Here is a 15,563-nt window from a genome sequence, read left to right on the forward strand (position 1 = left end):
GGACGACGATAGGAAAGAAGCAATGGCTACATCTCACGGTCCCTTGCGTGTCGGCATCGGCGGTCCGGTCGGATCGGGCAAGACCGCGCTGATGGACCTGCTCTGCAAGACCATGCGCGAGCGCTACGACATCGCCGCGATCACCAACGACATCTATACCAAATGGGATGCGGAATTCCTCGTGCGCTCGGGCTCGCTGACGCCGGATCGCATTGCCGGGGTCGAGACTGGCGGCTGCCCGCACACCGCGATCCGCGAGGACGCCTCGATGAATCTCGCCGCGGTGGCGGATATGCGCGCCAAGTTTCCCGGGCTCGATCTCGTGCTGATCGAATCCGGCGGTGATAACCTCGCTGCCACTTTTTCCCCTGAGCTCGCCGATCTCACCATTTACGTCATCGACGTGGCGGCCGGCGACAAGATCCCGTCCAAGGGCGGCCCGGGCATCACCCGGTCCGACCTCCTTGTGATCAACAAGATCGACCTGGCGCCCTATGTCGGCGCCTCCCTGGAAAAGATGGAGACGGACGCCAAGCGCATGCGCGGCGAGCGACCGTTCGTCATGACCAACCTGAAGAAGAGCCAGGGGCTGGACCGCATCGTCGGCTTCATCGAGGCCAAAGGCGGCTTGAAACGGGCCGGCTGACCGGCGCGACCACCTGGCGCAGGCGTTTTCCCCTGATAACGGCACGGGCAGAGCCGTGTCCGCGGAACAAATTTCGGTCACGGCAATTGATTACCTCCGGTGCCCGGAGCAAATCCATCCCGGCCCGACCATCGGCCGGGCGGCTTTAAGCTTCTCAGGCGACCCAAGTTGCGTATCGATGCCTCCTCCTCCATTATCTCGGCCATTGGGGTTCGCCCTGTTTCGGCACGTGCCCGTTCGAGCGGCGTCCATATGCTCCGTGTTTATTGCCGACCTCCTGCTTTCGCCTGAGTAGTCGCGTGGTCAGGCTGGGTTTCATCATCGGCTTCATTGCTCTTCTCGGAGCCCTGCTCTCCGGGCTTGCGGCTTATCGCGTCCACGACCAGGAGCTGGCGCTGGACCGGATCGCGCTTGCGCGCGCGATCGACGTCCATGCGAGCCTGGTCCAGGACCGGCTCACCGAGCGTGAACTGCTCGCGCGGGTTGCCTCCGGCCTGTTCCGGGCACCGTCGGTGCTCAAGCCAAACATGCTCGAGCCGCTGCGCTCGGCCATCTACGCCTTCAAGACCGATTTCGTGGTGGCGGGCTGGGTGGCCCGCCTGAAGCCGAACGAGCTTGCCGCAGCGCAGGCCGCCATCGCGAGCGCCGGCTTCCCCAATCCGCGAATCCGCACCTATGACGACAAGCCGATCGATCCGGCAGGTGTCACCCAGCCGATCGACGTGCTGCTGGATCTCGAGCCGCGCAGCAACGAGACCAAGGGGCTGCCTGGCCGCAGTTACGACCAGGACCAGGTGCGCAGCGCCATGCTGACGCGCGCCAGAGTGGAGAAGAGATCGGTTGCCTCAGAACCGGTTGCCCTCCTGCGCGGCGACGGGCCCATCGGCATCATTGTGGCCGCTCCCGTCATCCCCGAGGGCGCAACGGAGCCGGCGGGCTTCATCACATTTTCCTACGAGCTCTCTTCCCTGATGCTGACCAACGACGACATGTCGTTGTTCGCGGTCGCGTTGAAGGATCCGCGCCTGGAGGGTGGCGAGCTGGTCGCCAACGATCAAGGCGTCGTCTCCGGCCGAACGACGGCGGCCGATGGGCCCGCGCCGTCGGCGACGCGCACGGTGAGCTTCGGTGGCCGCGACTGGCAGCTCGGCTATTACGCCAAGACCAATTCGGCGCGCCGCGCCGAACAGACCGCGATCATCGTGGCGGCGATCGGCTTTGCGATCACCGCGATGGTGTGCGGCCTGTTCGGCTATGTCGCCTACAACAATTTGCGGCTCAGCCGGGAAATCCAGGTCAGAATCGGCTTCGAACGCCGGCTGACCGCTGTCATCGACGAGCTCAACCACCGGGTCAAAAACATCCTGGCGGTGATCCAGTCGATCGTGACCCGCACGCTGCGCCATGGCTCCGACATCGATGTCGCGCGCGAGCTCCTGATCGGCCGCATCCACGCCATGTCCAACGTCGTCTCGCTGCTCAGCGAGAGCCAGTGGCAGGGTGTCAAGCTGAAGGGCCTGTTCGAGGCGCGCGCGATTCCGCATGCCGATCGCATCGCCGTCACCGGCCCTGATATCGCAGTCAGCGCGCGCGCGGCGCAGAGCCTGTCGCTGCTGTTCTTCGAGCTCGCCTCGCACTCCGACGAAGGCCTGTCGCTGGTCGGCAAGCATCCGCACATCACGGCCAATTGGACGGTGACGAACGAGGAGGCCGGCGAGGTCTTCTATTTCCGCTGGGAGGAGTTCAACACCAGCGAAGCGACGCGCCGCCCCGATTCCGATTTCGGCCTGATCCTGCTCGACCGCGTCGCGCCCGAGGCGCTCGGCGGCACCGCCAAGCGCTATTTCACCGACGTCTCCTATGTCTATGAGCTGACCGCGCCGATGGAGACGGTCGAGGACATGACCGAGCGCGACCGCACCGACAAGCTGTCGGCACCGATCCGGCCCGCGCGGTGATTCCAGGTTAGCTCTTCGACCGCAGCACGAGGTCAACCAGATTGCGCGCGTAGGCCGGTGTGATCGGCGCGATGCCGAAGACGTAACGGTAGAACAGGCTGCCATAGATCGCGTCGTAGAGATCCTCCGGCGGTGCTTCCGCCAGAATGCTGCCGTCGTTTTGGCCGGCGGCGATCATCTCGATCAGCGCGTCGCGGCGGAATTGCAGGTAGCGGGCGTAGAACAGCTCGGCGGAGCCGGTCTTGGAGATGCATTCGGAGATGACGGCGAGCTGGACCTTGCCGAACTCGCCTTGGAGCGCTTCGGCATAGGCGGCGGCATGGCGGCGTGCGCGCGCGGCGGGGCTGCCCGAGCTTGCAGGCGGCAGCGGCAGCATCTGCGCGGCTTGATGAAGGAAGGCATCGATCAGCAAGGCTTCACGGGACGGCCACCATTTGTAGATCGTCATCTTGGAGACGCTGGAGTGGCGCGCGATCGCGTCGATGGTGGTGGCGGCAAGGCCGGTGGTGGCCATCAGCGCATAGGCGCTTTGGAGAATGGCGTTGGTGGTCTCGATCGACCTCGGCCGGCCGCGCCGGGGCGCGCTGTCGGCTCCCTCACCCCCGCCATTCGCCATCGCCACGCCCCGCCTCCTCGCGCAATCCGCTGCCGCTCCGCTTAGCCCAGCCGCGATGGCCGGCCTAGCGGAATCGGAAGGTGCCGGGCTAGGCCTGTTGCCGCAAGGCCGCCGGCAGGTCCTGCCGCTTCGACCAGACGATGTAGTATGCGACCGCGGCCATCGCCGCGAAGCCGGCCAGACTCACGGCGATCTGCATCATCACCAGATTGGCACCCGTGATCAGGATGAGATGGCCGGCGAAGGACAGGAACACGCCGACGCAGAACACCGCGAGCCATTCCTCGCCGCATCGGATGACCGCCCGTAGCGATCTCCATTGCAGGCCGGGATGATCGGCCGGCACGAGATGTGTCGCGATGAAAGCGAGTGCGAGGAAGTGGATTACGCGATAGGGTGCGAGGTTTTCCTTGTCTGTCGGCGTGATGTTGTCGAGCACGATGTCCGGCAGGTAGGCGGCAAGCGCCGGCGAGTGGCGCATCAGCGTGATCGCCATCGCGGATACGAGATAGGCGCCTGCAAGCACGCGCAGCCAGGACAGGCAATGTAGCGCGCGGCCCGACGCACCGGTCACGGCGAACCAGCCGCCCAGCACCATCAGCATCTGCCAGCAGAACGGGTTGAAGGTCCACTCCTGGTCAGGATAGACCCGGAAATTCCAGTCGAACCAGCGCGCCGCAACGTACAGCGCGACCGATGCAGCCAGCGTCAGGTTCGGCCGCCGCAACAGCCCCCACAGCGCGAACGGAAAGAAGGCCATCAGCGGGATCATCAGCTGTAACAGATCGAGATTCAGCGGCTCCTCCTGGAGCACGAGGCCACGCACCAGGATTCGCAGCGGGTGTTCGAGAATTCCCGATATGTTGTATTCGTGGATGATTTCGGGCGCCATCGATTGCGAGGCGACATAGGCGATGGTGTCGATATAGATCACGAACAGCACGACATAGGCGGCATACAGCCGCCAGACGCGGCGAAAGATGCGCGTCGCCGCGACAACGTAGCCGCGCTCAAGCGCTATCCTGCCGTGAATGATCGCGACGCCATAGCCCACCACGAACACGAACAAGTCTGCGGCGCCGCTGAAGCCGAAGTTGCGCAGCGTCAGCAAATTGACCACGTTGTTCGGGATGTGGTCGACGAAAACCGACCAATTGGCGATGCCGAGCGTCAAATAGAGCCGGGGGTCGTGATGGAATGCGGCGAGGTTCGCCTGGACAGACGGTTTCATCGAAAAAATGACTTTTGGAATCAGGGGCGCTGCTTTTAGCGGCAACCGCCTGCCTATCCGAGTAGCGTTTGCGTGAGTAGGGACATTCGCGTCGGGCCACGCAAATTTGGCAGGGCGCCCGCGGGTGTCGAATTCCGAAAGATGCGCTTGCTGGACCTATGACGAAATTTTCTAACGCGCGCTAGCCGCTACTCGGCAGGTTCGGCCGAGGCATCGTCGGGTACGCCGGCGCGGCTCGCCATGATTCCGAGCGCGACGCCGCCGATCGCCAGGATCGGCAACAGCCGCTTGATCCCGATGGCGCGAACGATCTGAAGTCCGGTGGCGAGCAGCATGGGGTCCGCGAGCATGCTCGAGGCCGCCGACCTCGTGGCGCGCTCGGCTGCGATATGAGCTTGCTTGCGCAGCTGCCGTTTGTAGACCCAATAGCTCACCGCTGCGGTCAGGGTCAGCAGAAAGAAAATGCCTGCACCGGCGAGGCAGGCCTGCACCGGTCCATATTTGTTGAGCACAGAAATGAACGCTGCCGCGCACAGGAAGCACGTGGTGATGAAGAGTGCGAGCGCCGCGCCTGCTGCCAGCGATGTCAGCCGCACAGTAGTACCGGTGGATGCGCTGATCCCGTCGATGATGCGCTGAAACATGGCCTTGCTCCTCAGATCCCCACAAGCCGGCACCGGCGGCGCCGCTGCGCCACCGTCTCAATACCCGTTCGCGATCTCAGCGACGCCAGACCGCGCCGATCAGGAAGCCGATGCCGAGCGCGAGCCCGACGGTCGCGAGCGGCCGCTGCGTGATCGCGTCCTCCAGCGTCTCCTCGATCGAGCCATAGGCCTCCTGTGCCGCGCCCATCATCGCGCTGCCGCGTTCCGACATGTCGTCGATCGCGGAATCCACGTTTTCGCGCGCCTGGCTATAGCCGCGGCGGGCTTGCTTGCTGGAGGAGTTGGCAAAAGTATTGAGCGCGTCGGTGATCTGATCGGTGAGGGCGGCGATATCGCTTTTCACGGCTGCTACATCCTTCTCGAGGCGTTCTCGGGTGGCTTTGTCGGTCCAGTCTCTCATCCCGGCTTCGGCATTGGTGGCGGACATCGGGGGCTCCGAGCTGTTGACGGTTGAGACAGCCGGGAAACGTTTCGTCGTCGCGTAAGTTCCGTCCACGGAAACCGGTCAGTCCTGCGGGAGCTGCGGCGAATCCTGCGGCAACAGATGCTCCTTCAGGATCAGGGCGACGATCAGCAGCGGCGACGACAGGAACGCGCCCATCGGCCCCCACAGCCAGGTCCAGAACGCCAGCGCCAGCAGCACCGCGAGCGCATTGAGCGCCAGCCGTCGGCCGATGATGGTCGGCGTGACGAAATGTCCCTCCAGGAAGGTGATGCCGCCAAAGGCGAGCGCCGCCATCAGGCCGCCGCTGACGGTCGGAAAGGTGACCAGTCCCACCACGACCAGAATGGCGAACATGGCCACCGGTCCGATGATCGGAATGAAATTGAGGGTGGCCGCGAGCGCGCCGAGGCCAGCCGGATTGGGCATTCCGGTGAGCGCGCAGACAATGCCGGCGGCGACGCCGACGCCGACATTGATGAGGGTCACGGTCAAGAGGTAGTTGCCGAGATGGACCTCGATCTCGTTGAGGATGCGAAGCGTGCGCAGCCGTGCCTCATGATCGCTGAAGGTCATGATCATCGCCCGTCGCAGGTCCCGCCAGCTGGCGATGAACAGGATCAGGGTGACGAAGAACAGCAGGAATTCGGTAAAGGTCGGTGACAGGAATTCGATCGTCGGCTGCACCCAATCGAATTTCGGCATCTGGAAACTTGGCAATCCCTCCGAGCCGCCGAGCATCATCTGCAGCTCCCGCCACAGCGCCAGCGGCCGGTCGAACACGTGGACCTTGTCTTTCAACTGCGCGCCGAGTTCGGGCAGGCGCGAGCTCCATTCCATCGCTGGCGAGGCGATCAGCGCGACGATGAAGCCGACCACGGCGGTCACCGCGAACACGATCAGCGCGGCGGCGAGGCTCCGCGGCACTTTCCGTTTCTCCAGGAAGGTCGCCGCCGGTGAGAGCATCGTGCCGGTGACGAACGCCATCACGACAGGCAGAAAGAACGCCTTTCCGACATAGAGCACCGCGACGATTGCAATGAGGAGCAGTCCGGCGAGCGAGAAGGCGACGAGCTCGGTGCGGCGGATCACCGGGGGGAGCTCGCCGTGGCTCTCGGGAAGCGGGGTGCCTTCGCCGTTGCCGGAAGTCATACGTTCACTGGGAAGGACGCGCACAATACCTCTCCGGCACGGAGTCTTCGGTCCGCGCGCCCAAGGACCAGGAGAGAACGTCCAAGCGCCCTGCGGGTTCCATCGCGGCTTCGTGAAGAAATGCTCGCTTGACTGTGACGTCGCTGCTGCATCGGGCAGGGGAACTTGTATCGGCTCGACCGCGTTGGTCGGACCAGAGCATCACCCTGATGCAGGTATCCAACGGGCTGATGCAGGTATCCAACGGGGCAGCACATGACGAAGTTCTCTGCAGTCCGACGCCGCTTATCGCCGCGCCGCATCACCGCTTTCGCGTTCGCAACCGCTTTGCTGGCACTGCCGTTCGGCGCCGCAAGCGCACAGACACTGGGCTACACCTATCCGCAGGATCAGGCCTACCCGCAGGACCAGGGCTATTCGCAGGGTTATGCAAACCAAGGCTATGCGAACCAAGGCTATGCAAGCCCGAACGTGCAGGCTTCCGACGAGGATGCCGCGCTGCCCGATCGCCTGCGCAAGCAGATTGTCAGCTTCGACCGCAGCGAGCCGGCCGGTACCATCGTCATCGATACCAATAATACTTATCTTTACTATGTGCTCGGCCAGGGCCGCGCCATCCGTTATGGCGTCGGTGTCGGGCGCGAGGGTTTCACCTGGTCGGGCGTGCAGAGCGTCAGCCGCAAGGCGGAGTGGCCGGACTGGCATCCGCCGGCTGAGATGATCGCGCGCCAACCCTATCTGCCCCGCTTCGTCGCTGGCGGCCCCGGCAATCCGCTCGGCGCGCGTGCGATGTATCTCGGGTCGAGCGAATACCGCATCCATGGCACCAACGATCCCACCACGATCGGCAAGTTCGTCTCGTCCGGCTGCATCCGCATGACCAATGAGGACGTCACCGACCTGTTCGGCCGCGTCAATGTCGGTGCCAAGGTCGTTGTGCTGCCCAAGAACGCGCCGCTGATGGCCAAAGGCGGGGATTCCGTGCGCAAGCGTCCGGCCGTGACGGCGCTGCCCTCGGGCCGTCAGGCGCTGAACATTTCGAATTCGGCCGTAAACTAAGGGTCGAGTGAGGTCACATGAAGAGACGTTCGATCGGCAAACTCGCCGGTGGCGCGGCGGCATTCGTCGCCGTTGCCTCCTTCGGCCTCGCGCTGACCCCATCGGCCCATGCGGAGGACTTTTTCTCGGCCCTGTTCGGCGGCTTCCGCGGGCGGGCGGCGCCAGAGATTCGCATGCCGTTCCAGACCGATGACATGCCGCGCTACGACACGCCGCGCCAGCGGGCCTCCTACGGCGGCGGCACGGCCTATTGCGTGCGCGGCTGCGACGGACGTTATTTCCCGGCGCAGGGAAATGATTCCGAGAGCAAGGCGCAATCCTGCAAGAGCTTCTGTCCGGCCTCGGAGACCTCGCTGGTCTATGGCGGCAACATCGAGGACGCGACGACGGACAAGGGGAAATCATATTCCGACCTGCCCAACGCGTTCCGCTATCGCAATGAGATTGTCGCAGGCTGCACCTGCAACGGCAAAGATCCGGTCGGGCTCGCTCAGGTCAAGGTCGACGACGATCCCACCTTGCGCAAGGGCGACATCGTCGCGGGCGCCGACGGTCTGGTGGTCGCCAGCCGCAATGCGAACGACCGCCGCGGTGTCGCGATGAATTTCTCCCCGTTGCCGGATTCGGTGCGCGCAAGATTCCGCCAAGTGCCAGTAGTGGCGAAGGAGTAGCCCTCAACGTCGTCCTGGCGAAAGCCAGGACGACGTTGAGGGTGTGGGGCGCGGCTCTCTCTTTAACGGACTACGCTACGCCGCGCGGATCTTGCCGAGGAAGTCGCTGACCTCATGGCCGAGCTGGCGGCTCTGGCTCTCAAGCATCTCGGAGGCGTGTTTTACGTTGTCAGCGGCGGCTGCGGCAGCGTCGGCATCGGATTTGACGCCGGTGATGTTGTCCGAGACGTTCTTGGTGCCCTGCGCCGCAAACTGGGTGCTGCGGGTGATCTCTTGCGTGGCCGCTCCCTGCTCCTGCACGGCGGCGGCGATCGCGGTCGCAACCTCGTTCACTTCGCCGATGATGCCGCCGATGGTCTGGATCGCGCTGATGGCATCGCCCGCGACCTTCTGGATGTCGGCGATCTGCTCGGAGATCTCCTCGGTTGCCTTGGCCGTCTGGCTCGCCAGCGACTTCACCTCGGAGGCGACCACGGCAAAGCCGCGCCCCGCTTCGCCTGCGCGGGCCGCCTCGATCGTGGCGTTGAGCGCGAGCAAATTGGTCTGCTGCGCAATGGTGTTGATCAGGCCGACAACCTCGCCGATGCGGCCGGCCGACTTCTGAAGTCCCTGGACCGTGCCGTCGGTGTCGCGCGCCTGGGTCACGGCGCGGCTGGCGATGCCTGCGGCATGCGCGGCCTGCTGGCTGATGTCGTTGATCGAGGCGCTGAGCTCCTCCGCGGCGGCGGCGACGCTGTCGACGCTCATGGACGCGTCATTGGAGGCCTTGCCCGCGACCTGCACGCGGTCGTTGGTCTGCCGCGATACCGCGGAGAGATCGCCCGAGGTCTTGCGCATTTCACCGGAGGCTTCGCTCAATTCGCCGAGCGTTTTGCGCACCGCGCCCTCGAACTCGCCGACATAGGTCTCGACCGCGCGCTGGCGCGCCGAGGCGCCCGCATTGCGTTCGCGCTCCTGCGCCTCGATCGTGAGCTTCTCGTTGGCCTGCTGCTTGAAGGTCTCCAGCGCGCCGGCAAGCGCGCCGATCTCGTCGTTGCGGTCGAGATAGCCGCTGTCGACGGCAAGATCGCCGCCGGCGACCTTGAGCATGGCGTCGCGAATGGTGTTGAGCGGGGTGATGACGCGGCGGCTGACCAGCATGATCGCGCCGACGGCAAGGCCGATAGCGAGCGCCAGCAGCGTAAGCTGTACGATCAGCGCGCGCTGTGCGGCGCCGCGCTGCTCCTGCGTGTGGATCTTGGCAGCATCGAGCGCACCTTCTGCCACTGCGACCGCGCTCGCCATGCGACCGACCGTGAGCGGGCTCCATTGGTTCGCCGTCATCTCGGGCTTCTCACCCTTGACCAGCGCGTCCGCGAGACGGTCGCGCAAGGCCAGATATTGCGGCTCGAAATAAGAGGACTTTGCAGAGGCCATCGCGGAAGCGAGCCCCGCCGGCAACTGCATGCCGGACGTCGACACCTCCAGCGCCTTCCACATCGCGCTCGTGCCGCCGACATGTTGGGTATAGGCGTAGCGGCCTTCCGGGGTGATCTTGCCGGCGGCCAGCCCGGTCGAGACGATCAGCGACGCCTCACCCGCGGTGTTGCGGAGCAGCCAGGCGTTCTGCTTGATCGACAGGAACTGGTCGATCGCGGCGTCCAGGTGATTGACGGTGGCGGCCAACGTGTTCGAAAGCTTGTCGAGCGTGTCGAGCAGGCCCTGTGTCGTCTCCATGTATTCCTTGGGCAGGCCGGCGCGGCGCTGGTCCTTCGGCTTGGCCACATCCTCCCAGAACTGCTTCTGCTCCTCGATCAGCAGCTTGTAGAGGCGCGCGAGCTCCGGTACCAGCGTACCCGATTGCGGAAAGTCGATGGTCGGCAGCAGCTCGATCGCGCGCGCCATGGCGGGCATTTGGGCATCGCGCAGGGCGCGCAGATATTTCTCGATCTCGCCGTCCATCGGCTCGGTCGCGTTCAGGAGGCGGACCGTGGTCGAGCGGTCGGTGCGCAGATTGTGCATCGCCTTGAACAGATCGGCGGACGTGTCGGCGATCTGCGAGATGCGGTTGGCGGTCTTCAGGCGATCCCAGGACTCGTAGGCGGTGAGCGAGAGTGCGATCACCACGCAGACCGACGTGATCGCGATCACCGCCTTCAGCAGCGCGGATACGGTCAGACGATTCAGCATCGAAGTCCCCCAATTCCCATTACAAAGTGCGTGAAGTCGCCCGGCAACATCGGAAAAGTGGGCGCACGCAAGACCAGGCAATCGCATGCCGTTTGTGGCTCAGGGCCCAAACGGTGACTGCATCTGAAAGGAAAAGGGTAAAGTTTTAGGCAGGCCGGCTGACGGTAGAAGTACGTATTTACTAGAAGTTGCAGAGGGTTGCGTCGATGGAACCAAGCCGGGAGTTGCGCGTTAGGAGACTGTCAGCAATTTTGCCTAAAGGGGGTCCTAGCGATGCTGGTCGGCGTACTCGTCACCTTTCTCGTCGTCATTCTCGTACTTTACCTCATCAACATGCTGCCGATGGACGGCCGCGCCAAGCAGATCGCGCGCGTCGTCGTCATCATCATCGGCATCGTGTCGCTGCTGAAATATCTGGCCGTGTTCTAGCCGGGCTTTCGTAGCCCGGACGGATCGCAGCGCAATCCGGGTCTTGCCCCAAACCATAGCGGCCCCGGATTACACTTCGCTCCATCCGGGCTACGGCTCCAACAAAAAAGCCCCGGCGTGAGCCGGGGCTTTGGTGCTCGGTTATTCGGGCCTACCCCGCCGCTTTGGCCTCGCGGCGGCGGGCGGTGAGGATGTATTCGGTGTAGCCGTTCGGCTGCTCGCGCCCCTTGAAGATGAGGTCGCTAGCCGCCTTGAAGGCCGTGCCGTCGAAGGCGGGCGCCATCGGCTTGTAGATGGGATCGCCCGCATTCTGCTTGTCGACGACGACCGCCATGCGCTTGAGCGATTCCATCACCTGCGCCTCAGTGATGACGCCCTGGTGCAGCCAGTTGGCGAGGTGCTGGCTGGAAATGCGCAAGGTGGCACGGTCTTCCATCAGGCCGACGTCGTGAATGTCAGGCACCTTGGAGCAGCCGACTCCCTGGTCGATCCAGCGCACGACATAGCCCAGAATGCCCTGGCAGTTGTTGTCGATCTCCTGCTTGACGTCGTCGGGTGCCCAGTTCGATTTCGACACCGGGATGGTGAGGATGTCTTCGAGCTTCGCGCGTGGGCCGCCCTTGGCGAGCTCCTGCTGGCGCGCGGTGACGTTGACCTGGTGGTAGTGCAGCGCGTGCAGCGTCGCGGCCGTCGGCGAGGGCACCCAGGCGGTGGTGGCGCCGGCCTGCGGATGGGCAAGCTTCTGGGCCAGCATGTCCGCCATCTTGTCGGGCGCGGCCCACATGCCCTTGCCGATCTGGGCATGGCCGGGCAGGCCACAGGTCAGGCCCATGTCGACGTTCCAATCCTCATAGGACTTGATCCAGGGCTGCGCCTTCATCTCGTTCTTGCGGATCATCGGACCCGCCTCCATCGAGGTGTGGATCTCGTCGCCGGTACGGTCGAGGAAGCCGGTGTTGATGAACATGATGCGCTTGGAGGCGCGCTGGATGCAGGCCTTGAGGTTGACGGTGGTGCGCCGCTCCTCGTCCATGATGCCGACCTTGAGCGTGTTCTCGGGCAGCGACAGCATCTTCTCGACGCGGTCGAAGATCTCGCAGGTCAGCGACACCTCGTCGGGGCCGTGCATCTTCGGCTTGACGATATAGGCAGATCCCGTGCGGCTGTTCTTGACCTTGGAGTTGCCTTTCAGATCATGCACGGCAAGAAGCCCGGAGACGGCGGCGTCGAGCAGGCCTTCCGGAATTTCCTCGCCCTTGTCGTCCAGCACCGCGTCGGTGAACATGTGGTGACCGCAATTGCGCATCAGCAGCAGGCTGCGGCCGTGCAGCTTGATCTCGCCCTTGCCGTCAGGCGTCTTGTAGCTGCGATCGGCATTGAGCGAGCGCGTCAGCGTCTTGCCGCCCTTCTCGAAATCGGCCGACAGCGTGCCGTTCATCAGGCCGAGCGTGTTGCGATAGACCAGCACCTTGTCCTCGGCATCGACGGCCGCGACCGAGTCTTCCATGTCGAGAATCGTGGAGACCGCGGACTCCATGACCATGTCCGCAACGCCGGCCGGATCGTCGTTGCCGATCGCGCTGCTGCGGTCGATCTTCACCTCGACATGCAGGCCGTTGTTGGCGAGCAGCACCGCGCTCGGTGCGGCTGCGTCGCCCTGGAAGCCCGCGAATTGCGCGGCGTTCTTCAGCGCGGTGGCGTTGCCGCTCTTCAGCTTCACCGCGAGCTGGCCTGCGACCACGCTATAGGCGGTGACGTCGGTGTGACTGCCGGTCGCCAACGGCACGGCGGCATCTAGGAAGGCTTTCGCTTTTGCGATCACCTTGTCGCCGCGCGCCTTGTTGTAGCCCTTGCCGCTCTCGGACGGATCATGCGGGATCGCGTCGGTGCCGTAGAAGGCGTCATAGAGCGAGCCCCAGCGCGCATTCGCCGCATTCAGCGCGTAGCGTGCGTTGGTCAGGGGCACGACCAGCTGCGGGCCGCAGATCTTGCCGATCTCCTCGTCCACATTGGTGGTCTCGACCTTCTGCGTCGCCGGCTCCGGGACGAGATAGCCGATCTCCTTCAGGAAGGCGGTATAGGCGTTGAGGTCGAACGCCTTGCCCTTGTTGGCGCGGTGCCAGTCGTCGATCTTGGCCTGCAGCGTGTCGCGCACCGCCAGCAGCGCGCGGTTCTTCGGGCCCAGCTCCTTGATGATGGCGGCAAGCCCGGCCCAGAACGCATCCGGCGCGATTCCCGTCTTCGGGGCCGCTTCCTTGGCGATGAAATCGAACAGGACGGGAGCAATCTTCAATCCGTGGGCGTCGACGCGTTTCATGATGGGCTTTCTCGTTGGAAATGGCTGTTTTTGGCTGCTTTTGACCCGACAGCAGCAAAATGCGCTCCAAGAGCGGCTTTCGGGGTCTTATTAGCCCCAAAATCGGGGCCGTGAGAAGGCCCCCAAAAGTTGTCAAAATGTCAAGGCGAGGTGGGGGACGCACGGTGTCATTCCCCGCGAAGGCGGGGAATCCAGTCGCCGAGGCCTCTGGGCTGAATCACTGCAGTCGGTGGAATACTGGGTCGCCCGGTCAAGCCGGGCGACGACAGCGGGGCAGCAGCCCGGCTCAAATATTCGCGGCGAGGTCCACGAGTTCGTCGAACAGCACGCCGGTCGTCTTGAGCATCCGTTCGATCTCGTCCGCCGCCTCGGCGACCGTCCGCATCGAGGTGTCGATCACGAGCTCAGCGGCTTGCGGCGTCTCGTAGTCGTTGAGGATGCCGGTGAACGACGCGAGCGTGCCGGCGCGGGCCTTCTTGTAGTGGCCCTTGGGGTCGCGCTCCTCGCAAATTTCCGCAGGCGTCGCGACGTGGATCTCGCGGAACGAAGTGTCGGCGATGCGGCGCGCGGTGGCGCGGTCCTCGCGGGCGGGCGAGACGGCGGCGACAATGGCGATGTGGCCGTTGCGGGCGAGATGCGTCGCGACTTCAGCGAGACGCCGGATGTTCTCGCTGCGATCGGCGGTCGAGAAGCCGAGATCGCTGTTGAGCCCGGCGCGTAGCGTATCGCCGTCGAGCAGGATCGGCGAGCCGCCATTGCTGAACAGCCGCCGCTCCAGCGCTTTTGCGAGAGTCGACTTGCCGGAAGCGGGGAGGCCGGTGAGCCAGACCACGGCGCCGTTGTGACGATAGCGCGCGGAGCGTTCGTCGGGCCGCAGCGCGGATTCCACCGGCACGATGTCGACGGGCACGGCGCGCTGGCCGGCATCGACCGACAGCACGAGACCGCCGCCGGCGATGCGCCCGGACACCTCGATCACGAGACGGCCGGTGCGCGGATTCTCCGTGTAGGGATCGGTGGCAATCGGATTCGAAAGGGAAATGTCGATCTCGCCGACATGGTTGCGCCCGATCGCCTTGTTCTCGACGCTCGACAGCTCGCCCGGATCGACCGCCTTCTCGATTGCGACGACGGTGGCGCGGCTTTCCTTCGGTCCGCAGCGAACCAGGAGCTGGTCGCCCTTGGCCAGCGGCTTGTCGTGCAGCCAGAAGATCCGTGCGCGCAGCCGCCGCGTCTCGCGCGGCGCGCTGTTCGTATGCGCGATGATATCGCCGCGTTCGAGGAACAGCTCGCGGTCGAGCGTGATGCCGACCGAGCGGCCCGCACCCTGTCGGCCCGCGACCGGCGTCACCGGCCAGCTCTCGACCGTCTTGATCCTGGCGATCTTGCCGGCGGGCATGATCACGATTTCGTCGCCGGCGACCAGGTTGCCGGATTCGATCCGGCCCGCAACGATGCGGCGATCGTCGAATTTGTAGATCGCCTGCACCGGCAGGCGCAGCGCCAGCGCTTCGAGCGGCCGCGCCGGCTCGAGTCCATCAAGCGCCTCGACCACGGTCGGACCCTTGTACCAGCCGATGCGGTCGGTGCGCTCGGCGACGCCGTCGCCGTCGCGGGCGGAAATCGGGATCACGGCCGTGGGCTTCACACCGAGACCTTGCAGATGCGCCGAGATCTCGTCGCTGATGTCCTTGAAGCGCTCGGCGGAGAAGTCGACGCGGTCCATCTTGTTGACGACGACCGCGACCTGCTTCACGCCGAGCAGATGCAGGAGATAGCCGTGCCGCCTTGTCTGATCGCGCACGCCTTCGAGCGCGTCGATGATCAGCACCGCGCCGTCGGCCTGCGAGGCGCCGGTGATCATGTTGCGCAGGAATTCGGCGTGGCCGGGTGCGTCGATCAGCACGATGTCGCGCGAATTGGTGCGGAAGCGGATCTGCGTCGTGTCGATAGTAATGCCCTGGTCGCGCTCGGTCTGCAGCGCGTCGAGCAGGAACGACCATTCGAACGGCATGCCGCGCCGCGCGCTGACGGCCTTGAGCATGTCGAGCTTGCCGTCGGGCAGGCTGCCGGTCTCGTGCAAGAGGCGGCCGACCAGCGTCGACTTGCCGTGGTCGACATGGCCGACGATGACGATGCGGACCTGCGGACGCGTGGTGCCGTTCGGGGTCGCAGGCGATGCGGGGGTGACGATCATGTTCATACGAC

At 64.6% G+C, this 15,563-nt stretch carries 13 protein-coding genes; 5 read left to right on the forward strand and 8 right to left on the reverse strand.

Annotated elements, in window-relative coordinates; genetic code table 11:
* Positions 1–22 precede the first annotated feature (22 nt).
* Positions 23–646 (forward strand): urease accessory protein UreG, encoded by a 624-nt coding sequence (gene ureG / locus IVA75_RS19555; protein ID WP_247283693.1) that lies wholly within the window; start codon positions 23–25, stop codon positions 644–646.
* Positions 647–945: 299 nt separating this feature from the next.
* A complete protein-coding gene (locus tag IVA75_RS19560) occupies positions 946–2,604 on the forward strand; it encodes an HWE histidine kinase domain-containing protein (RefSeq protein ID WP_247283695.1) in 1,659 nt (552 codons plus the stop codon).
* A gap of 7 nt (positions 2,605–2,611) precedes the next feature.
* Here IVA75_RS19560 and IVA75_RS19565 read toward each other — a convergent pair whose 3' ends face one another.
* The 5 genes from IVA75_RS19565 to IVA75_RS19585 all read right to left on the reverse strand — a co-directional run bounded on the left by IVA75_RS19565 (position 2,612) and on the right by IVA75_RS19585 (position 6,734).
* Positions 2,612–3,220, reverse strand: a complete 609-nt coding sequence (locus IVA75_RS19565; RefSeq protein ID WP_247284112.1) for a TetR/AcrR family transcriptional regulator — start codon at positions 3,218–3,220, stop codon at positions 2,612–2,614.
* 88 nt (positions 3,221–3,308) lie between these two features.
* Positions 3,309–4,451, reverse strand: a complete 1,143-nt coding sequence (locus tag IVA75_RS19570) for an OpgC domain-containing protein (RefSeq protein WP_247283696.1) — start codon at positions 4,449–4,451, stop codon at positions 3,309–3,311.
* A 188-nt stretch (positions 4,452–4,639) separates the two neighbouring features.
* Positions 4,640–5,095: a hypothetical protein gene (locus IVA75_RS19575; protein WP_027570221.1), complete on the reverse strand. Its 456-nt coding sequence runs from the start codon at positions 5,093–5,095 to the stop codon at positions 4,640–4,642.
* A 76-nt stretch (positions 5,096–5,171) separates the two neighbouring features.
* Positions 5,172–5,543: a DUF883 family protein gene (locus IVA75_RS19580; RefSeq protein ID WP_027570222.1), complete on the reverse strand. Its 372-nt coding sequence runs from the start codon at positions 5,541–5,543 to the stop codon at positions 5,172–5,174.
* 78 nt (positions 5,544–5,621) lie between these two features.
* Entirely contained in the window at positions 5,622–6,734 is a 1,113-nt protein-coding gene (locus tag IVA75_RS19585) for an AI-2E family transporter (protein ID WP_027570223.1), read from the reverse strand.
* Positions 6,735–6,965: 231 nt separating this feature from the next.
* Here IVA75_RS19585 and IVA75_RS19590 point away from each other — a divergent pair, with 231 nt between their 5' ends.
* Positions 6,966–7,769, forward strand: coding sequence for a L,D-transpeptidase (locus tag IVA75_RS19590; protein ID WP_247283698.1), 804 nt, complete (start codon positions 6,966–6,968; stop codon positions 7,767–7,769).
* A gap of 17 nt (positions 7,770–7,786) precedes the next feature.
* Entirely contained in the window at positions 7,787–8,440 is a 654-nt protein-coding gene (locus IVA75_RS19595; protein WP_247283700.1) for a DUF2865 domain-containing protein, read from the forward strand.
* Positions 8,441–8,515: 75 nt separating this feature from the next.
* Here IVA75_RS19595 and IVA75_RS19600 read toward each other — a convergent pair whose 3' ends face one another.
* Positions 8,516–10,609 carry a methyl-accepting chemotaxis protein gene (locus IVA75_RS19600; protein WP_247283702.1) on the reverse strand — a complete coding sequence of 698 codons (2,094 nt, stop codon included), beginning with the start codon at positions 10,607–10,609 and terminating at the stop codon, positions 8,516–8,518.
* 273 nt (positions 10,610–10,882) lie between these two features.
* On the opposite strand from IVA75_RS19600, the gene IVA75_RS19605 reads away from it, so the two are divergent.
* Positions 10,883–11,038, forward strand: a complete 156-nt coding sequence (locus tag IVA75_RS19605) for a Thivi_2564 family membrane protein (RefSeq protein WP_007599832.1) — start codon at positions 10,883–10,885, stop codon at positions 11,036–11,038.
* Between the two features lie 151 nt (positions 11,039–11,189).
* Here IVA75_RS19605 and IVA75_RS19610 read toward each other — a convergent pair whose 3' ends face one another.
* Together IVA75_RS19610 and cysC are read right to left on the reverse strand one after the other, a co-directional pair.
* Entirely contained in the window at positions 11,190–13,355 is a 2,166-nt protein-coding gene (locus tag IVA75_RS19610) for a malate synthase G (protein ID WP_247283704.1), read from the reverse strand.
* Between the two features lie 286 nt (positions 13,356–13,641).
* Entirely contained in the window at positions 13,642–15,558 is a 1,917-nt protein-coding gene (gene cysC / locus IVA75_RS19615; protein WP_247283705.1) for an adenylyl-sulfate kinase, read from the reverse strand.
* Between the last annotated feature and the right edge of the window lie 5 nt (positions 15,559–15,563).

This window comes from Bradyrhizobium sp. 134, from assembly GCF_023074155.1.
Taxonomy (GTDB): domain Bacteria; phylum Pseudomonadota; class Alphaproteobacteria; order Rhizobiales; family Xanthobacteraceae; genus Bradyrhizobium.